17 protein-coding genes and 1 tRNA gene are annotated in these 19,293 nt (G+C 69.6%); 8 read left to right on the top strand and 10 right to left on the bottom strand.

Annotated elements, in window-relative coordinates:
* Positions 1-95: 95 nt before the first annotated feature.
* Together AC1Z4A_RS15510 and AC1Z4A_RS15515 are read left to right on the top strand one after the other, a co-directional pair.
* On the top strand, positions 96-641 hold the full coding sequence (locus AC1Z4A_RS15510; RefSeq protein ID WP_483679380.1) for a helix-turn-helix domain-containing protein: 546 nt from the start codon (positions 96-98) through the stop codon (positions 639-641).
* Positions 642-687: 46 nt separating this feature from the next.
* Entirely contained in the window at positions 688-1,872 is a 1,185-nt protein-coding gene (locus AC1Z4A_RS15515; RefSeq protein WP_483679381.1) for a serine/threonine-protein kinase, read from the top strand.
* Between the two features lie 136 nt (positions 1,873-2,008).
* Here AC1Z4A_RS15515 and AC1Z4A_RS15520 read toward each other — a convergent pair whose 3' ends face one another.
* The 10 genes from AC1Z4A_RS15520 to dnaA all read right to left on the bottom strand — a co-directional run bounded on the left by AC1Z4A_RS15520 (position 2,009) and on the right by dnaA (position 15,175).
* Entirely contained in the window at positions 2,009-2,143 is a 135-nt protein-coding gene (locus AC1Z4A_RS15520) for a DLW-39 family protein (RefSeq protein ID WP_003958712.1), read from the bottom strand.
* 241 nt (positions 2,144-2,384) lie between these two features.
* Positions 2,385-2,458, bottom strand: a tRNA-Ile gene (locus AC1Z4A_RS15525).
* A gap of 72 nt (positions 2,459-2,530) precedes the next feature.
* The gene (locus AC1Z4A_RS15530; RefSeq protein ID WP_483679398.1) at positions 2,531-3,226 is read right to left on the bottom strand and encodes a DUF3566 domain-containing protein; all 696 of its coding nucleotides are present in this window, start codon (positions 3,224-3,226) and stop codon (positions 2,531-2,533) included.
* Between the two features lie 177 nt (positions 3,227-3,403).
* Positions 3,404-6,034 (bottom strand): DNA gyrase subunit A, encoded by a 2,631-nt coding sequence (gene gyrA, locus AC1Z4A_RS15535; RefSeq protein ID WP_483679399.1) that lies wholly within the window; start codon positions 6,032-6,034, stop codon positions 3,404-3,406.
* Between the two features lie 50 nt (positions 6,035-6,084).
* On the bottom strand, positions 6,085-8,130 hold the full coding sequence (gyrB, locus tag AC1Z4A_RS15540; RefSeq protein WP_483679401.1) for a DNA topoisomerase (ATP-hydrolyzing) subunit B: 2,046 nt from the start codon (positions 8,128-8,130) through the stop codon (positions 6,085-6,087).
* Between the two features lie 333 nt (positions 8,131-8,463).
* The gene (locus AC1Z4A_RS15545) at positions 8,464-9,024 is read right to left on the bottom strand and encodes a DciA family protein (RefSeq protein ID WP_483679402.1); all 561 of its coding nucleotides are present in this window, start codon (positions 9,022-9,024) and stop codon (positions 8,464-8,466) included.
* Positions 9,021-10,145, bottom strand: a complete 1,125-nt coding sequence (gene recF / locus AC1Z4A_RS15550) for a DNA replication/repair protein RecF (protein ID WP_483679403.1) — start codon at positions 10,143-10,145, stop codon at positions 9,021-9,023. Before recF ends, AC1Z4A_RS15545 begins: the two co-directional genes overlap by 4 nt.
* Positions 10,146-10,179: 34 nt before the next feature.
* Positions 10,180-11,058, bottom strand: coding sequence for a phosphogluconate dehydrogenase (NAD(+)-dependent, decarboxylating) (gene gnd / locus AC1Z4A_RS15555; RefSeq protein ID WP_483679404.1), 879 nt, complete (start codon positions 11,056-11,058; stop codon positions 10,180-10,182).
* A 230-nt stretch (positions 11,059-11,288) separates the two neighbouring features.
* Positions 11,289-12,419 carry a DNA polymerase III subunit beta gene (gene dnaN, locus AC1Z4A_RS15560; RefSeq protein WP_483679406.1) on the bottom strand — a complete coding sequence of 377 codons (1,131 nt, stop codon included), beginning with the start codon at positions 12,417-12,419 and terminating at the stop codon, positions 11,289-11,291.
* Between the two features lie 962 nt (positions 12,420-13,381).
* Positions 13,382-15,175, bottom strand: coding sequence for a chromosomal replication initiator protein DnaA (dnaA, locus tag AC1Z4A_RS15565; RefSeq protein ID WP_483679407.1), 1,794 nt, complete (start codon positions 15,173-15,175; stop codon positions 13,382-13,384).
* 426 nt (positions 15,176-15,601) lie between these two features.
* Here dnaA and rpmH point away from each other — a divergent pair, with 426 nt between their 5' ends.
* The 6 genes from rpmH to rsmG all read left to right on the top strand — a co-directional run bounded on the left by rpmH (position 15,602) and on the right by rsmG (position 19,061).
* Positions 15,602-15,739, top strand: a complete 138-nt coding sequence (rpmH, locus tag AC1Z4A_RS15570; RefSeq protein ID WP_003949374.1) for a 50S ribosomal protein L34 — start codon at positions 15,602-15,604, stop codon at positions 15,737-15,739.
* Positions 15,740-15,764: 25 nt separating this feature from the next.
* Complete coding sequence (gene rnpA, locus AC1Z4A_RS15575; RefSeq protein WP_483679412.1) at positions 15,765-16,193, top strand: ribonuclease P protein component; 429 nt, start codon at positions 15,765-15,767, stop codon at positions 16,191-16,193.
* Positions 16,190-16,507, top strand: coding sequence for a membrane protein insertion efficiency factor YidD (gene yidD / locus AC1Z4A_RS15580; RefSeq protein WP_483679413.1), 318 nt, complete (start codon positions 16,190-16,192; stop codon positions 16,505-16,507). Before rnpA ends, yidD begins: the two co-directional genes overlap by 4 nt.
* A 3-nt stretch (positions 16,508-16,510) precedes the next feature.
* Positions 16,511-17,605, top strand: coding sequence for a membrane protein insertase YidC (yidC, locus tag AC1Z4A_RS15585; protein WP_483679414.1), 1,095 nt, complete (start codon positions 16,511-16,513; stop codon positions 17,603-17,605).
* Entirely contained in the window at positions 17,605-18,141 is a 537-nt protein-coding gene (locus AC1Z4A_RS15590) for a Jag family protein (protein WP_483679416.1), read from the top strand. Before yidC ends, AC1Z4A_RS15590 begins: the two co-directional genes overlap by 1 nt.
* Positions 18,142-18,344: 203 nt before the next feature.
* Entirely contained in the window at positions 18,345-19,061 is a 717-nt protein-coding gene (gene rsmG / locus AC1Z4A_RS15595) for a 16S rRNA (guanine(527)-N(7))-methyltransferase RsmG (protein ID WP_483679418.1), read from the top strand.
* Positions 19,062-19,293 lie beyond the last annotated feature (232 nt).

Genomic DNA, 19,293 nt, shown 5'->3' on the forward strand with positions numbered 1-19,293 from the left:
CCGGCAGTGTTTCCCGACCGGGTATCGCCGGGTGCCACCACTCTCCGTAGGATGCACCGCAAGATTCGCTGCAGCGAAGCGAAGGGGAGAGCGAGATGGACGCAGCACAGCAGGAAGCCACCGCCCGCGCACGGGAACTGCAGCGCAGCTGGTACGGGGAGCCGCTGGGCGCCCTGTTCCGCCGTCTCATCGACGACCTCGGCCTCAACCAGGCCCGCCTCGCCTCCGTCCTGGGCCTCTCCGCACCCATGCTCTCCCAGCTGATGAGCGGTCAGCGCGCGAAGATCGGCAACCCCGCCGTGGTGCAGCGGGTGCAGGCGCTCCAGGAGCTGTCCAGCCAGGTCGCGGACGGCACCGTGAGCGCCGCCGAGGCCGCCGAGCGCATGGAGGAGGTCAAGAAGAGTTCGGGCGGGTCGGTCCTCAACTCCACCCAGACCACGGCCAGCAGCGGCGCCCCGACCGTCCGCCGGGTGGTGCGCGAGATCCAGTCCCTGCTGCGCTCGGTGGCGGGCGCCGGGGACATCATCGAGGCCGCCGACACCCTCGCCCCCACCCACCCCGAACTGGCCGAGTTCCTCCGGGTGTACGGCGCCGGCCGGACCGCCGAGGCGGTCGCCCACTACGAGGCGCACCAGAACTGACGGGTGCCGCGGTGCGGCCGGCCGGGACGGGGGTGACGCGAGCGCCATGGGCGAGGTCTTCGCCGGGCGGTACGAGCTGGTGGACCCGATCGCGCGGGGCGGGGCGGGCGCCGTCTGGCGGGCCTGGGACCGGCGCCGCCGGCGCTACGTGGCGGCCAAGGTGCTCCAGCAGAGCGACGCCCACACGCTGCTGAGGTTCGTCCGCGAGCAGGCGCTGCGCATCGACCACCCCCACGTGCTGGCGCCGATGAACTGGGCGGCGGACGACGACAAGGTGCTGTTCACCATGGAGATGGTGGGCGGCGGCTCGCTGGCCCATCTCATCGGCGACTACGGTCCGTTGCCCCCGCATTTCGTGTGCGTCCTGCTCGACCAGCTGCTCTCCGGGCTCACCGCCGTGCACGCCGAGGGCGTCGTGCACCGCGACATCAAGCCCGCCAACCTCCTTTTGGAGGTGACCGGTACGGGGCGGCCGCATTTACGGCTCTCGGATTTCGGCATCGCCATGCGCAAGGGCGAGCCGCGGCTGACCGAAACCAACTTCGTGATGGGCACGCCGGGTTACTTCGCGCCGGAGCAATTACTCGGCGAGGAACCCGACTTCCCCGCCGACCTCTTCGCCGCCGGCCTGGTGGCGCTGTATCTGCTCACCGGGCGGAAACCGGACGCCGAGGCGCTCGTCGAGCGATTCCCGGCGCAGGGCGTGCCCGGCCCGCCCGAGGAGGTGCCGGAGCCGCTCTGGGAGGTCGTCGCCCACCTGCTGCACCCGGATCCGGCCGTCCGCTTCCGTACGGCCACGGGGGCGCGGAAGGCCCTGGCGGCGGCCGTGGAGCTGCTGGGCGAACCGGCCGCCGACGAGGAGCGCATCGAGGTCTTCGACCAGCTGGGCCCTCTGCCGCCGGGCTTCGGCCCGGCCGGCCCCGAACCGCAGCGGCCCGAACCGGAACCCGGAACGGAACCCCTGCCGCCACCCCCGGCGCCCCGGCCGGGCACGGGGCCGGAGCACACGCCCCCGGCACCGCCGCGCCCCAACTACCCGCCCACACGCCCGTACACGGCCCCTCGGCCCGCCCCCGGGGCCCTTCCCGGGCCGCCAGGGCGGGCACCCGCCACACCTCCTCCGCCGGCCGTCCGGAGGCGTCCGGGGCCGCCCGCGAAGGTCGTCGTGCCGGTGCTGGTCCTGGCGCTGCTGTGCCTGACGGTGGGGGTGTGGGCGCTCAGCGTCGGCTGAGCCGGGCCGACCGGCGCCGGAACGTGAAGCAGTTCACGTTCGCAATCATTTTATTTGCGACTGCAATCAAAAACGGGACCCCGGCCGCTCTGCGGCCGGGGTCCCGCGTCAGTTCTTGTCTTCGACTCGCCGGGGCTCACACACCCGAACCTGCGGGCACGGAGTCGGTCGCCTCCGTCCACAGGTCCTGCTCGGCGCGATCCGCCTGGATCTGCCGGTACACGAGGAGCCCGCCGATGGCGGCCAGTGCGACCAGGAGCAGCTTCTTCACCGCGCGACCTCGTCTTTCCTTGACGTAAGGGGACCTCTGGTGGCCGATGATACACACCGGCCGATACCGATCGGTGACCTGTATCCGGTCGCCTGTCCGATCGACTGTCCGGTCGTCTGCCCAGCCGTCCGTCCGGCCGTCCGCGATCACCTCGTCCGTCCGGCCGGGAGGTGCACGAGGACGTGAACTCCCAAAAGCAATCGGCCCGGACGGATAATTCCGTCCGGGCCGATCGTCTCGGTGGGGCTAACAGGACTTGAACCTGTGGCCTCTTCCTTATCAGGGAAGCGCTCTAACCGTCTGAGCTATAGCCCCTCGCGACACCGAAAGATTAGCGCACTTGGGGCCCAGTCCCAAAATCGTCCGGGCCCCAGGGCACCGGAGCCGCTATTCGTCCTCGGCGAGAGTCAGCTCCACACCGCCCACGAACCCGGCGGAGAGGTTGTAGACGAAGGCCCCCAGCGTCGCCAGAGCCGTCGCCAGCACCACGTCGATCACGGCGATGACCGACGTGAACAGCAGGACGTTCGGCAGCGACAGGAAGGACTCCAGGTCGAAGCCGCCGCCCTCGGAGCCCGTGGCGTCGCTGATGGTGCCGCCCACGGCCGAGAAGACGCCCATGGCGTCCAGAACCGTCCACAGCACGGTCGCGGCCACGATCGTGCAGATGCCCAGCGCCAGCGAGAGCATGAAGCTGACCTTCATCACCGACCACGGGTCGGCCTTGGCCACCCGCAGCCGCGCCATGCGCGTGCGCGGGCCCGTACGGACCTCGGGACGGGGCTTGCGGGCGTCGTCCGCCCCGGCCCGCTCCGCGACCCGCTCGCCTGCCGGGGCCCCCTTGGCGGGCTTGCCGGCCTTACCGGCCTTGCCGGTCTTGTCGGTACCGGCGGCCTTCTCGGCCCGGTCGGCCGCACCGGCCTTGCCGGGCTTGCCGTCCCCCTTGCCCGGGGTCTCCGCGTCGCCCTGCTCGGAACCGGTACCGGAGTCGGAATCGGAATCGGAATCGGAACCGGAACGCTGCGCCGGAGGCTCGTACGCCTTCGGCGGGTGGTAGGGCTGCGGACCTCGGGTCTCCGTCATGGTTTTCCCCCTGCCTGCGGGCCTGGTGCCGCTGCCCCCCGGGCCGGCACTCCCCTCATCGGCCGTACCGTCGGCAGTCGAGCCACGGGCACCTGTCTTGTCGGCGGCGGGCCGGGCGGATTCCCGCCGCTTGGCACCCGCACCGCCGCTGGCGGTGCCCGTGGCTCGACTCACGACTTACTCCTCGGTGTCCTCGACCGGGGGCGCGACGCCTTCGGCGGCTTCGGACCGGTCGTCCTCGGCTGCGTCGGCCAACTCGTCGACACCCTCAGCCTCGCGACCGGCCTCGGCGTTCCGGGCGATGCCGACGACGGCATCGCGCTTGCCCAGGTTGATCAGTTGGACGCCCATGGTGTCACGGCCGGTTTCACGGACTTCGGCGACCCGGGTGCGGATCACGCCACCGCCGAGGGTGATCGCGAGGATCTCGTCGCTCTCGTCCACCACCAGGGCACCGACCAGCGAACCGCGGTCCTCCACGATCTTGGCGGCCTTGATGCCGAGGCCGCCTCGACCCTGGACGCGGTACTCGTCGACGTTCGACCGCTTGGCGTAACCGCCGTCGGTCGCGGTGAAGACGTACGTACCGGGCCGGACCACGTTCATCGAGAGCAGCTCGTCGCCCTCGCGGAAGCTCATGCCCTTGACACCGGACGTGGCACGGCCCATGGGCCGGAGCGCCTCATCCGATGCGGTGAACCGGATGGACTGGGCCTTCTTGCTGATCAGCAGCAGGTCGTCCGCGGCGGAGACCAGCTCGGCGCCGATCAGCTCGTCCTCGGCACCGCTCTCGGTCTCCCGGAGATTGATGGCGATGACACCGCCGGAGCGCGGCGAGTCGTAGTCCTTGAGCGAGGTCTTCTTCACCAGGCCGGACTTGGTGGCCAGCACCAGGTACGGCGCCGCCTCGTAGTCGCGGATGGCGAGGATCTGGGCGATCTTCTCGTCCGGCTGGAAGGCCAGCAGGTTGGCCACGTGCTGGCCGCGCGCGTCCCGGCCGGCGTCCGGCAGCTCGTACGCCTTGGCCCGGTAGACCCGGCCCTTGTTGGTGAAGAACAGCAGCCAGTGGTGGGTGGTGGAGACGAAGAAGTGGTCGACGATGTCGTCTTCCCTCAGCTTCGTGCCCCGCACGCCCTTGCCGCCGCGCTTCTGCGAGCGGTAGTCCTCGGTCTTGGTGCGCTTGACGTAGCCACTGCGGGTGATCGTGACGACGATGTCCTCCTCGGCGATCAGGTCCTCGATGGACATGTCGCCTTCGAAGGGCACCAGCTGGGAGCGCCGGTCCTCGCCGAACTTCTCGACGATGGCGGTCAGTTCCTCGCTGATGATGCCGCGCTGCCGCTCCGGGGAGGCCAGGATGGCGTTGTACTCGTTGATCTTCGCCTGCAGCTCGTCGTGCTCGGCGGTGATCTTCTGGCGCTCCAGGGCGGCCAGGCGGCGCAGCTGCATCTCGAGGATGGCGTTGGCCTGGACCTCGTCGATCTGCAGCAGGCCCATCAGGCCCGTGCGGGCGACGTCGACGGTGTCGCTGCGCCGGATGAGCGCGATGACCTCGTCGATGGCGTCCAGGGCCTTGAGCAGACCGCGCAGGATGTGGGCGCGCTCCTCCGCCTTGCGCAGGCGGAAGCGGGTGCGCCGGACGATGACCTCGATCTGGTGCGTCACCCAGTTGCGGATGAACGCGTCCAGCGAGAGGGTGCGCGGCACGCCGTCGACCAGCGCCAGCATGTTGGCGCCGAAGTTCGTCTGGAGGTCGGTGTGCTTGTAGAGGTTGTTGAGGACGACCTTGGCGACCGCGTCCCGCTTGAGGACGATCACCAGACGCTGCCCCGTGCGCGAGGAGGTCTCGTCACGGACGTCGGCGATGCCGCCGATCCTGCCGTCCTTCACCAGGTCGGCGATCTTCTGCGCGAGGTTGTCCGGGTTGACCTGGTAGGGCAGCTCGGTGACCACCAGGCACTGGCGGTTCTGGATCTCCTCGACCTCGACGACGGCACGCATGGTGATCGAGCCACGGCCGGTGCGGTAGGCCTCCTCGATGCCCTTGCGGCCCACCACGAGGGCGCCGGTCGGGAAGTCGGGGCCCTTGATCCGCTCGACGAGCGCGTCCAGCAGCTCCTCGGCGGATGCCTCGGGGTTGGCCAGGAACCACTGGGCGCCCTCGGCCACCTCGCGCAGGTTGTGCGGCGGGATGTTGGTGGCCATGCCGACGGCGATACCGGCGGAGCCGTTCACCAGCAGGTTGGGGATGCGCGACGGCAGGACCGTCGGCTCCTGGTTGCGGCCGTCGTAGTTGTCCTGGAAGTCGACGGTCTCCTCGTCGATGTCCCGGACCATCTCCATCGACAGCGGCGCCATCTTGCACTCGGTGTAGCGCATGGCGGCGGCCGGGTCGTTGCCCGGGGAGCCGAAGTTGCCGTTGGAGTCCACCAGCGGCATCCGCATGGCCCAGGGCTGGGCGAGGCGGACGAGGGCGTCGTAGATGGAGGCGTCGCCGTGCGGGTGGTACGTACCCATGACGTCACCGACGACGCGGGCGCACTTGTAGAAGCCCTTCTCGGGCCGGTAGCCGCCGTCGTACATCGCGTAGAGCACGCGGCGGTGCACCGGCTTGAGGCCGTCGCGGACGTCGGGGAGCGCACGCGAGACGATGACGCTCATCGCGTAGTCGAGGTACGAGCGCTGCATCTCCGTCTCGAGCCCGACGGGCTCGACACGCATGCCCACGCCCTCCAGGGGCGCCGGGGCGCCCTCGGGCGTGACCTCGGGGACGGGAGCGGTGGGAGTCTCAGGGGTCTCGTCGGCCATTGCTGTTCAAAGTCCTTTCGCGCTGCGGCTGTTTCGAGTGGCCGACAGGCTCAGATGTCGAGGAAGCGGACGTCCTTGGCGTTGCGCTGGATGAAGGAGCGCCGTGCCTCGACGTCCTCGCCCATGAGCACCGAGAACAGGTCGTCCGCCTGCGCGGCGTCGTCCAGGGTGACCTGGCCGAGCACACGGTGGTCGACGTCCATGGTGGTGACGCGCAGCTCCTCGGCGTTCATCTCGCCGAGACCCTTGAAGCGCTGGACCGAGTCGTCCCTGACCCGCTTGCCGTTCTCCCGGCCGAGCTGGATGAGGGCGTCGCGCTCGCGGTCGGAGTACGCGTACTCGAAGTCGTCCTTGCCCCACTTGATCTTGTAGAGCGGGGGACGGGAGAGGTAGACGTGCCCGGCCTCGACCAGCGGCCTCATAAAGCGGAAGAGGAAGGTGAGCAGCAGGGTGTTGATGTGCTGGCCGTCGACGTCGGCGTCCGCCATCAGAATGATCTTGTGGTACCGGAGCTTCGAGATGTCGAAGTCCTCGTGCACGCCGGTGCCGAAGGCCGAGATGAGCGCCTGGATCTCCTGGTTCTGGAGGATCTTGTCGACGCGGGCCTTCTCGACGTTGAGGATCTTGCCTCGGATCGGGAGGATCGCCTGGTACTGCGGGTTGCGGCCGGACTTGGCCGAGCCGCCGGCGGAGTCACCCTCGACGATGAAGATCTCGCACTTGGCCGGCTCGTTCGACTGGCAGTCGGAGAGCTTGCCGGGCAGCGAGGCCGTCTCCAGCAGGCCCTTGCGGCGGGTGAGGTCGCGCGCCTTGCGGGCCGCCACACGGGCGGTGGCCGCCTGGATGGACTTGCGGATGATGTCCGCGGCCTCGTTGGGGTTGCGGTCCAGCCAGTCGTTGAGCTCCTCGTAGACCGCCTTCTGGACGAAGGTCTTCGCCTCCGTGTTGCCCAGCTTGGTCTTGGTCTGGCCCTCGAACTGCGGCTCGCTCAGCTTGACCGAGATGATCGCGGTCAGGCCCTCGCGGATGTCGTCGCCCGTGAGGTTGTCGTCCTTCTCGCGGAGCAGCTTCTTGTCGCGCGCGTACTTGTTGATCAGCGAGGTCAGCGCGGCGCGGAAGCCCTCCTCGTGGGTACCGCCCTCATGGGTGTGGATGATGTTGGCGAAGCTGTAGACACCCTCGCTGTACTGGGTGTTCCACTGCATCGCGATCTCGAGGGAGAGCATCCGCTCCTTGTCCTCGGCCTCGAACGCGATCACCGAGGGGTGAACGGCCTCGCCCTTGCGCGAGTTGAGGTAGAGGACGAAGTCGGAGATGCCGCCCTCGTAGTGGTAGCGGACGGAGAGGGGCTTGCCCTCCTCGTCCACGTGGGCCGGGCGCTCGTCGGTCAGCGAGAGGGTCAGGCCCTTGTTGAGGAAGGCCATCTCCTGGAAGCGCCGCGAGAGCGTCTCGAAGGAGTACTCGGTGGTCTCGAAGATGTCGCCGTCGGCCCAGAAGGTGACGGAGGTGCCGGTCTCGGCGGTCGCCTCGTTCTGCTGCAGCGGGGCGGTGGGGGCACCGAGCTTGTAGTCCTGGGTCCAGCGGTAGCCGTCGGTCCTGACCTCGACCGCGACGCGCGACGACAGCGCGTTCACGACGGAGACGCCGACGCCGTGCAGACCGCCGGAGACGGCATAGCCGCCGCCACCGAACTTGCCGCCCGCGTGCAGCACCGTCAGCACGACCTCGACGGCGGGCTTGCCCTCGGAGGGGACGATGCCGACCGGGATGCCACGGCCGTTGTCGACGACGCGCACGCCGCCGTCGGACAGGATCGTCACGTCGATGGTGTCCGCGTGGCCGGCCAGTGCCTCGTCCACGGAGTTGTCGACGACCTCGTACACCAGGTGGTGCAGGCCTCGCTCGCCGGTGGAGCCGATGTACATGCCGGGCCGCTTGCGGACCGCGTCCAGGCCCTCCAGCACGGTGATCGCACTGGCGTCGTACGACGTCTCACCGCCAGGGGCGCCCGATGCGGCGCCCACGGCCTCGGAGGGGGTGGTGTTCTCGTTGGGGTTGCCGGAATCGGCCACGAAGCGCCCTTTCTGGCACAGCACAGGCCATTCCTGCTGCAGCGGGGTTTTCCGGGGCAGGCAGAAGCGGCTGCGTCGTTCAGTGTTGGTCGACGACTCCCGCGATCCGGCGGGATTACTACCAGTGTACCGGTGGCACTGACATGAATGGGGGTTTGGCGGCGCCTGAGTCCCCATGTGCCGCCCTGAACCGGCATCAGCCGACTCCCTATATGTGGGCCCGGGCTCCAAGAGGCTCACAGCGGCACTCAGCGCTTCCGGCTGTCAACCACCCGCTACCGTGAGCGGAGTCTCAGGCCACCCGGGCGCCACTCGCGTCACCACCTGGTCAAGCTCCGGTCAACCGGGGCCCAAGACTCACCCGTAGGTGTCGCCCGGCCCGGTGCTCCCGGGGGCGCGCAGCGGCCCGTACCGGCGCCCGGAGCCGCCCGGCCCCAGCACCTTGATCGTCTTCACCGCGCCCTGGCCGAGATCCGTGTTCAGCCGGGCCACCAGCTGAGGCGCCAGCAGCCGCAGCTGGGTCGCCCAGGCGGTCGAGTCGCACTGCACGGTCAGCACCCGCGCGTCCTCGTCGTACTTCTGCGGCACACAGTGGAGCGCCACCTCCGGGCCGACCATCTGCGGCCAGCGGCCCATCACCCCGCCGACCGCCGCAGGCGTCTCCCACCCGCGCTCGGTGATCAGCCGGTTGATCGCGGTGCCCAGCGGCAGCGGGTCGCGCCCGTCCGCGCGCGCGCCGGAGCGCAGGCCGCCGCGGCGCGCCTGCTTCTTCTGCTGGGCGGCGTTGCCACGCGCCCGCGCCTGCTCCTTGGCGGCGCGCAGCGCCACCCGGGCCAGATCCACTCCTGGGGGCACCTCCCGGCCGGAGGCTGGGGGAGGCTCGGGTGCGGGGCGCGGCGCGCCGTGCTGCTCGGTCATACGCGCTCGACCGTGCCCTCCGACACCGCGTACCGGGCGCCCGTCAGCACTCCCGGGACGTCGTCGTCCACGGCCGCCGTCACCAGCACCTGCTCGCCCGGCGCGACCATCTCCGCCAGCCGCTCCCGGCGCCGGGCGTCCAGCTCCGCGAAGACGTCGTCCAGCACCAGCACCGGCTCGTTGCCCTCCGAACGGAGCAGGTCGTACGAGGCCAGGCGGAGGGCGAGGGCGTACGACCAGGACTCGCCGTGGCTCGCGTAGCCCTTGGCGGGCAGCTCCCCGAGCCTGAGCAGCAGGTCGTCGCGGTGCGGGCCGACCAGCGTGACGCCGCGCTCGATCTCCTGCTTGCGGGCCTCGCCCAGCGCGCCGATGAGCACCTCGTACAGCTCCTCGCGGGTATGGACGCCCTCGAGGCCGGCCGGGCCGCGGTAGTCGAGGCCGAGCGGGCCGCCGCCGGGCGCCAGCTGCTCGTACGCCTTGTCCGCCAGCGGCGCGAGGGTGGCGATCAGGTCCAGCCGGTGGGCCATGAGCTCGGCGCCGGCCCGGGCCAGGTGCTGGTCCCAGACGTCGAGGGTGGAGAGGTCCATGCCCCGGCCGCCGTGGCGGCGGGCCATCGCCGCGGACTTCAGCAGGGTGTTGCGCTGCTTGAGGACGCGGTCGTAGTCGGAGCGCACCCCTGCCATCCGGGGGGAACGCGCGGTGATCAGCTCGTCCAGGAAGCGGCGGCGCTCCCCGGGGTCGCCCTTGACCAGCGCCAGGTCCTCCGGGGCGAACAGCACCGTGCGGACGATGCCCAGCACGTCACGCGGCCGGACCTGGGACGACCGGTTGATCCGGGCGCGGTTGGCCCGGCCCGGGTTCAGCTCCAGCTCCACCAGCTGCCGGCGGTCGCCCTGCACCACCGCCGCGCGGATGATCGCCCGCTCGGCCCCCATACGCACCAGGGGTGCGTCGGAGGAGACCCGGTGGCTGCCGAGCGTGGCCAGATAGCCGACCGCCTCGACGAGATTGGTCTTGCCCTGGCCGTTGGGGCCCACGAAGGCCGTGACGCCCGGGTCGAGCGGGACCTCGGCCCGGGCGTACGAGCGGAAGTCGGCCAGCGACAGATGCGATACGTGCATAGGTGGCGAGCCGACCTCCCCCGGCTGCTGGGTGTTACTTCTTGGTCTCGACGGCGTGGCCGCCGAACTGGTTGCGCAGCGCGGCGATCATCTTCATCTGCGGGGAGTCCTCCTGGCGGGAGGCGAAGCGCGCGAAGAGGGACGCCGTGATCGCGGGGAGCGGCACGGCGTTGTCGATCGCCGCCTCGACGGTCCAGCGGCCCTCGCCGGAGTCGGAGGCGAAGCCGCGCAGCTTGTCGAGGTGCTCGTCCTCGTCCAGGGCGTTGACGGCCAGGTCGAGCAGCCAGGAGCGGATGACCGTGCCCTCCTGCCAGCTGCGGAAGACCTCGCGCACGTCGGTGACGGAGTCGACCTTCTCCAGCAGCTCCCAGCCCTCGGCGTAGGCCTGCATCATGGCGTACTCGATGCCGTTGTGGACCATCTTGGCGAAGTGGCCCGCGCCGACCTTGCCCGCGTGGACCGAGCCGAACTCGCCCTCGGGCTTGAGCGCGTCGAAGACCGGCTGGACCATCGCCACGTGCTCGGCGGCGCCGCCGTACATCAGGGCGTAGCCGTTCTCCAGGCCCCAGACACCACCGGAGACACCGCAGTCGACGAAGCCGATGCCCTTGGCCGCCAGCTCCTCGGCGTGCTTCTCGTCGTCCGTCCAGCGGGAGTTGCCGCCGTCGACGACGAGGTCGCCGGGGGACAGCAGCTCGGCCAGCTCGTCGATGGTGGACTGGGTCGCGGCGCCCGCCGGGACCATGACCCACACGACGCGCGGTCCCTTGAGGGAATCCACAAGCTCCTTCAGGCTGTGGACATCCGCGAGGTCCGGGTTGCGGTCGTATCCGATGACGGTGTGGCCTGCGCGGCGGATGCGCTCGCGCATGTTGCCGCCCATCTTGCCGAGACCGACGAGACCGAGCTCCATGGGTGATCCTTTATGCCGTGATTGCGGTTCGTACCTGAGTCCGAGCCTACGCCGGAGGGCGGCCGCACACCTGTGGGGCGGGGGCGCTCAAAGGATGGGCGCCCCCACTCCGGCCCACGGAGCCTGCGGGGATCGTCAGCCGGACAGCCGCACCGGCATGCTGCGTCATTGCGAGGGACGACCCTCGCGCTCCCAGCCGCAGGCCACCGGGGCGGAGCCCCGCCGGATCATCAGCCGGACAGCCGCACCGGCATGATCAGGTACTTGTACGCCTCGTCCGCCTCCGCGTCGACCGCGGGCTTGCCGCTGAGCAGCGCGGGCTTCGTGGACGTCGTGAAGGACAGCTGCGCCACGGGCGAGTCGATCGCGGAGAGGCCCTCGAGCAGGAAGCCGGGGTTGAACGCGATCGAGATGTCGTCGCCCTCGAGCTGGGCGTCGACCCTTTCCACAGCCTGTGCATCGTCGCTGGAACCGGCCTCCAGGATGAGCACACCCTGCTCGAAGCTGAGCCGGACCGGGGTGTTCCGCTCGGCGACCAGCGCGACGCGCTTGACGGCCTCGACGAACGGGGCGGTCTCGATCACCGCGACGGAGTTGAACTCGGTTGGGAAGAGCGTGCGGTACTTCGGCAGGTCGCCCTCGAGCAGGCGGGTGGTCGTCCGGCGGCCGGCGCCCTCGAAGCCGATGAGGCCCTCACCGGCGCCCGAGCCGCTGAGCGCGAGCGAGACCGTGTCGCCGCCGCTGAGGGACTTGGCGGTGTCCAGCAGCGTCTTGGCGGGCACCAGGGCGACCGCGGAGGTGTCCGGGGTCTCGGGCTTCCACATGAACTCGCGGACCGCGAAGCGGTAGCGGTCGGTGGAGGCCAGCGTGACGGTGTCGCCCTCGATCTCGATGCGTACACCGGTGAGCACCGGCAGCGTGTCGTCGCGGCCGGCGGCGATGGCCACCTGGGCGACCGCCGAGGCGAAGACCTCGGCCGGGACCGTGCCCGTGGCCGTCGGCATCTGGGGCAGCGCCGGGTATTCCTCCACAGGCAGTGTGTGGAGTGTGAATCGCGAGGAACCGCAGACCACGGTCACGCGCACACCGTCGGTGGAAATTTCCACAGGCCTGTTGGGAAGTGCGCGGCAGATGTCGGCGAGCAGACGGCCGGAGACGAGGACGGTGCCGTCCTCCTCCACGTCCGCCTCGACCGAGACGCGGGCGGAGACCTCGTAGTCGAAGCCGGAGAGGCTCAGGGAGCCGTCCTCCGCCTTCAGCAGCAGGCCCGCGAGGACCGGTACCGGCGGACGGGCCGGGAGGCTGCGGGCCGCCCAGGCCACTGCCTCCGCGAGTACATCGCGCTCCACCCGGATCTTCACCGGAACCGCCTCCTGCTTGTTGCTGGCTCGCCCTGCTGGCTTCTTCGTCGGCGACAGGCGCCGGAGACCAGTCTGACGCACACCGCTGACAGTCGGTGCGGCTGGCGGTCAAGTCGAGGTCCGGGGCGTGGCGCGGCCCGCGGCCGAGTTGTGCACAGGACCCACTTCGAAACGAGTTCCCTGCTTGATCTCTGTGGTCGTAGTAGTAGGGCCTGTGGAAACCGTGGAAAACTGCCTTTGCGCAGGTCAGAGCAGATTTTTTGTCCACCGGGCCTGTGGGCGGGGGCCGTGGAAAACCGGGGTGGTCTGTGGAGCACGAAAAGTTCTGCACACCCGGTGCACAGGCAGGGCGCACTTCTCCCCAGGCCTGTCCCCAGCTTTACCCACGTTGCCCACAGCCCAACCCGGCGCGTTGGTGTGACGCCTTTCACTCGGTGCGGTGACCTCGGGCGTTTCCTTGCCGAACAGTGGACAGCCATGTGGAAAGGCTGTGTATAAGACCGGTCCTCCTGTGGGCGGCCGGTGGACAACGCTCGCGGGCCCCGCGGTCATCTTGTCCGTCCACAGGTTGTGGAATCCCGTCGGCCACAAATCCACACCCCGCTGACCTCGCCTGATGGCATATCAACAGCCCGGTCTGTGGACATCATCTGGATAACTTCCCGGGTCCCCAGGGTGTGGACGGCGGTTCCGGCCCGAATCTGTGGAGAACCCGCAGCTCAGCGACCTCATTCGAACAGGCTGGGGACGAGTTGGGGACACGCGCCGGGCGTCGGACGGCCTCCCGACCGCCTCCCGAGGGCCGTCCGGCACCCTCGCGACGGCCGTGCACAGGCCTCTTGACGGCCTCTCGACAGGCTCTCGACGGCATCCCGGACGCCTCCCGGAACGCCGAAGGGCGCTTCGGGAAGCGTCCCGAAGCGCCCTCGGACGGGTCTTCACAAGCCCTGCCGACCCGCTCGTCAGCCGTTCTTGATGCGGTTCGTCAGCTCGGTCACCTGGTTGTAGATGGACCGCCGCTCGGCCATCAGCGCACGGATCTTGCGGTCGGCGTGCATGACGGTCGTGTGGTCGCGGCCGCCGAACTGCGCGCCGATCTTCGGCAGCGACAGGTCCGTCAGCTCGCGGCAGAGGTACATCGCGATCTGCCGGGCCGTCACCAGCACCCGGCTGCGCGAGGCTCCGCACAGGTCCTCCACGGTGTGGCCGAAGTAGTCGGCCGTGGCCGCCATGATGGCGGTCGCCGTGATCTCCGGCGAGGCGTCCTCGCCGCCGGGGATGAGGTCCTTGAGGACGATCTCCGTGAGCCCGAGGTCCACCGGCTGGCGGTTGAGGCTCGCGAACGCCGTCACCCGGATCAGCGCGCCCTCCAGCTCGCGGATGTTGCGCGAGATGCGGGAGGCGATGAACTCCAGGACCTCCGGCGGGGCGTTGAGCTGCTCCTGGACCGCCTTCTTCCGGAGGATCGCGATCCGTGTCTCCAGCTCCGGCGGCTGGACGTCCGTGATCAGCCCCCACTCGAAGCGGTTGCGGAGCCGGTCCTCCAGGGTCACCAGCTGCTTGGGCGGCCGGTCCGAGGAGAGGACGATCTGCTTGTTGGCGTTGTGCAGGGTGTTGAACGTGTGGAAGAACTCCTCCTGCGTCGACTCCTTGCTCGCCAGGAACTGGATGTCGTCGACCAGCAGGATGTCCATGTCGCGGTAGCGCTTGCGGAACGCGTCCGCCTTGCCGTCGCGGATGGAGTTGATGAACTCGTTCGTGAACTCCTCGGAGCTGACATAGCGCACGCGCGTGCCCGGGTAGAGGCTGCGTGCGTAGTGCCCGATGGCGTGCAGCAGGTGGGTCTTGCCCAGTCCCGACTCGCCGTAGATGAACAGCGGGTTGTACGCCTTGGCCGGCGCCTCGGCGACCGCCACGGCGGCCGCGTGCGCGAAGCGGTTGGACGCGCCGATGACGAAGGTGTCGAAGAGGTACTTCGGGTTCAGCCGCGCCGTCGGCTCACCGCCACCGCCACCGGTCGGCGCAGCGGTGCCGCCGCCCGAACCCGATCCGCCGCGGGCGGGCGGCTCGGGCAGCTCGCGGCGCTGCTGCTGCTCGTACGGCATGCGCTCCGGTCGCTCCGGAGCGCGGTAGTCCGGCTGCTGCTCGTACTGCGAGGCGTAGGGGTCGCGCTCGCCCTCGGCGAAGGCGCCCAGGCGCGGCTGCTGCCAGCTGTAGTCGCCCCGGTCGGGCACGGACGGGCCCGACGGCGCCGAGTGGCGCGGCCAGGCGCCCGGCTCGGAGCGCTGGGGCTGGTAGTCCGGGTAGGCGGGCCGCACGCTCGGCAGCTCGTCGCCGGGGGACGGACGGCCGTAGCCCTCCCGGGCCTCGTAGCCGCCGTGGTTCTCGTAGCCCTCGTACGTGTCGCGGGCATCGCGGCCCTGTCCCCCCGTGTGGGTGGTGGGCTGGCGGCTCTCCTGGGGCTGCGGGGCCGGGGACTCGCCCGCCGAGTCGTCGACCGTGATCGCGATCCGGATGGGGCGGCCGCACTCGCGGCTCAGGGTCTCGCTCACGATCGGCGCGAGCCGGCCCTCGAGTACGCCCTTGGCGAACTCGTTCGGCACGGCCAGCAGTGCCGTGTCGGCCACCAGCGCAAGGGGCTGGCAGCGCCTGATCCAGTGCTCGTCCTTGCTCTCCACGCCGCCGCGCCCCTCGCCCAGGAGCTGTTCGAGTACGCGCGGCCACACTGCGGCAAGATCGGCGGGCAGGTCAGCCACAGGGCACGCTCTCTCAGTCACGGGGGGTGCCCCGGAGTCCCACGAATGTGTGGTTCTCGGGACGGGCGGGAAGGATTCGGAGTTCAGTCACGGTAGTCAGGGCGAGGTGTGCGGTTCAAGTCGTTGTCCACAGGGTGTGTACAAATGTGCCACGAGGCGCGCCCTGGCGTCGTCCCGGGCCCGGGGAGGCTACGGTGTATGCCGGGTGCGCTGCCGGTTTGACCGGATGGCGTAACGGCGCGTACCGTGACCAGGTCGAGTTGTCGATGGCTGCTGCCGCCTGCCTCCGATGGGCAAAGATCGCGGGCCTTCCGGGTTCGCGATCATGAAGCGGTGCACTTGGGCGTATTGCGAGTCTCCTCGTGGGCGCACGGTGACAGCCAGGCGATGTACCGCCATCACCCGATTCATTTCTGGAGCCCCCGAGTGAGCAAGCGCACCTTCCAGCCGAACAACCGCCGTCGCGCGAAGACCCACGGCTTCCGCCTGCGCATGCGTACCCGTGCCGGCCGCGCGATCCTCGCGTCCCGCCGTGGCAAGGGTCGCGCCCGCCTGTCGGCCTGACCAGCCTGACGTCAAGGTCCATGACGTGCTGCCTTCCGAGTCTCGGCTGAGGCGGCGCGAGGACTTCGCGACCGCGGTTCGCCGAGGACGCAGGGCCGGGCGCCCGCTCCTCGTCGTCCACCTACGCAGCGGTACAACGGACCCGCACACACCTGGGGGGAACGCTCCCTCGGTGCGTGCGGGTTTCGTCGTGAGCAAGGCCGTGGGCGGTGCCGTCGTCCGCAACCTGGTCAAGCGACGGCTGCGCCACCTGGTGCGTGACCGGCTGGATCAGCTGCCCGCCGGTAGCCTGATGGTGGTGCGAGCCCTGCCGGGCGCGGGCGAGGCGGACCACGGGCAGCTGGCCCGCGACCTCGACACCGCACTGCAGCGGCTGCTGGGAGGGGCGCCGCGAAGCAATCCCCCGGGGGGTGACCCCCGGAACCCCGGTCCCCCGGGAGGGAGCGCACAGTGAAGTACCCGCTGCTGTGGTTGATCAAGCTCTACCAGTGGACCATCAGCCCGCTGCTGGGCCCGGTCTGCAAGTACTACCCGTCGTGCTCGCACTATGGGTACACGGCCATCAATGTGCACGGCGCGGTCAAAGGCACGGTACTGACCGCCTGGCGCATCCTGCGCTGCAACCCGTGGTCGCTCGGTGGCGTCGATCACGTCCCTCCCCGGAAGCGTCCGGTCTGGCACCAGCGGCTGAGGAGCCGACTGGGTGGGAACCCCGTCCAGGGGTCCGCCGCACAGCCCGAGACTCAGCCCAACGCCCAAGGAGCCTGATTCGTGGACACGATCCTCGGTCCTCTCTATACCGCCGTTTCCTGGATCATCGTCCAGTTCCATTCGCTGTACAGCCTTGTCTTCGACAAGAACAGCGGCTGGGCGTGGGGTCTGTCCATCGTCTCGCTGGTGGTTCTGATCCGTATCTGCCTGATCCCGCTCTTCGTGAAGCAGATCAAGGCGACGCGGAACATGCAGGCGCTCCAGCCGAAGATGAAGGCGATCCAGGAGCGCTACAAGAGCGACAAGCAGCGCCAGTCCGAAGAGATGATGAAGCTCTACAAGGAGACGGGCACCAACCCTCTCTCGAGCTGTCTCCCGATCCTGGCCCAGTCGCCGTTCTTCATCTCGCTGTACCAGGTCCTGAACCACATCGCGCAGGGCAAGACGGTCGGCGTCATCGACAAGTCGCTGCTCGACAGCGCGCGTCAGGCACACATCTTCGGCGCCCCGCTGTCCGTGAAGTTCCTGGACTCGGCCTCGAAGGTGGAGTCCCTGGGCGCCTCGCTCACCGACGTCCGGGTCGTCACGGTCGTCATGATCGTCCTGATGTCGCTGTCGCAGTTCTACACGCAGCGCCAGCTGATGACGAAGAACGTCGACCTCACGGTGAAGACGCCGTTCATGCAGCAGCAGAAGATGCTGATGTACGTCTTCCCGATCATGTTCGCCGTCTTCGGCATCAACTTCCCGGTCGGTGTCCTGGTCTACTGGCTGACCACCAACGTGTGGACCCTGGGCCAGCAGATGTACGTCATCCGGCGTAACCCCACCCCGGGCAGCCTCGCCTACAAGCAGCGCCAGGAGCGGCTGCGTGCCAAGGGCAAGCTGAAGGAGGAGCCGGCCGAGGTCGAGGCGAAGAAGGCGGCCGAGGCCGCCCGTGCGGCCCGTCAGCAGCCGAAGCGCCAGACCAAGTCCAAGCGGTCCACGACCGGCCACTCCCGGGCCACGGCCGACTCCGAGAAGACCACCCTGGAGAAGCCGGAGCCCGGTGACGACACGTCCCAGCAGGCCGGTGGTTCCTCCCGCGCCAAGTCCGGGCAGCGCAAGGGCGGCCCGCAGCGGCCCAAGCGCCCGTCGCACCCGTCCAAGAAGTGATGAAGGAGTCCACTGTGACGGACACGCAGAGTCAGACCGAGGCAGTCGCCGAGGGCACTGACACCCTGTCCCGCCTGGAGCAGGAAGGCGAGATCGCGGCCGACTACCTCGAGGGGCTGCTGGACATCGCCGACCTCGACGGTGACATCGACATGGACGTCGAGGCCGACCGCGCCTCGGTGTCGATCATCAGCGACGACGCCACCAGCCGTGACCTGCAGAAGCTGGTGGGCCGCGACGGTGAGGTGCTGGAGGCGCTCCAGGAGCTGACCCGGCTGGCCGTGAACCGGGAGACCGGTGACCGCAGCCGTCTGATGCTCGACATCGCCGGCTTCCGGGCGCGCAAGCGCCGCGAGCTGGCCGGGCTGGGTGCGAAGGCCGCTACGGAGGCCAAGAACACCGGCCAGCCGGTCAAGCTGGACCCGATGACGCCCTTCGAGCGCAAGGTCGTCCACGACGCGGTGGCCGCCGCGGGCCTGCGCAGCGAGTCCGAGGGCGAGGAGCCCCAGCGCCGAGTGGTCGTACTCCCGGCCTGACCCCCGGTCGCACTTCCAGGTGTGTACGGCCCCGTCTGCTCGCAGGCGGGGCCGATCCTTGTCAGGCTGATATTCAGACTCTGACACCGTGCTTTATCTCGTGCTTTAACTGCTTGTTCCGACCGCTTGCTCCACCTGCTGCCGGACGCCCGCAGACGCATCCAGACGCTTTCAGACAATGATGTACGGAAGGACGGTTCCCCGTGGAAGAGGCAGCGGAGCTTCCCCCGGCGCCCCCGGCGGCACGGGCGGTATTCGGTGACCGCTTTCCGGAGGCCGTCCGCTACGCGGAGCTGCTCGCCGACGCGGGAGTGAAGCGTGGGCTGATCGGCCCCCGTGAGGTCCCCCGGCTCTGGGAACGCCACCTGCTGAACTGCGCGGTGCTCTCCGAGGCCGTGCCCGACGGGGTCTCGGTGTGCGATGTGGGCTCGGGAGCCGGCCTGCCCGGCATCCCGCTCGCCCTGGTCCGGCCTGATCTGCAGATCACCCTGCTGGAGCCGCTGCTGCGCCGCACCACGTTCCTCCAGGAGGTCGTGGAACTGCTCGGCCTGGACCATGTCACCGTCGTCCGTGGCCGCGCCGAGGAGATGCTCGGCAAGATCGATCCCGTGCATGTCGTCACCGCGCGGGCCGTGGCGCCGCTGGACCGGCTGGCGAGCTGGGGCGTGCCGCTGCTGCGTCCCTACGGCGAGATGCTGGCTCTCAAGGGCGACACCGCGGAGGAAGAGCTGAAGAGTGCCCGGGCCGCACTGAGCAAGCTCGGGGTTGTCCACACCTCGGTGCTCCAGGTCGGCGAGGGCGTTGTGGATCCGATGTCCACCGTGGTGCGGGTCGAGGTCGGGGAGAGCCCGGGCGGCGTGCGCTTCGCGGCCAAGCGGGCGAAGGCCGCCCGGGTGAGCCGTTCCCGCCGTCGGCGCTGAGACACGCCTCGCCATGCTCCATACAAGCTGGCAAAACTATCCATAACGGAGTGTCGCGGTCGGGTAGCGGCGTGTGCCATGCATCGTGTTTCACGTGAAACGTCGCTCCCTGCTGCATGGAATCCTCGGCCGCGGTCGCGCGGCCACCGCTGCCGCTTCCGTGCCGGGTGGCCGTCACCCGGTCGAGGAAGCGGATTCATCCACAGGCCCACGCGATTCATCCACAGGAGAA

This window comes from Streptomyces sp. 17_S59 (assembly GCF_056930295.1).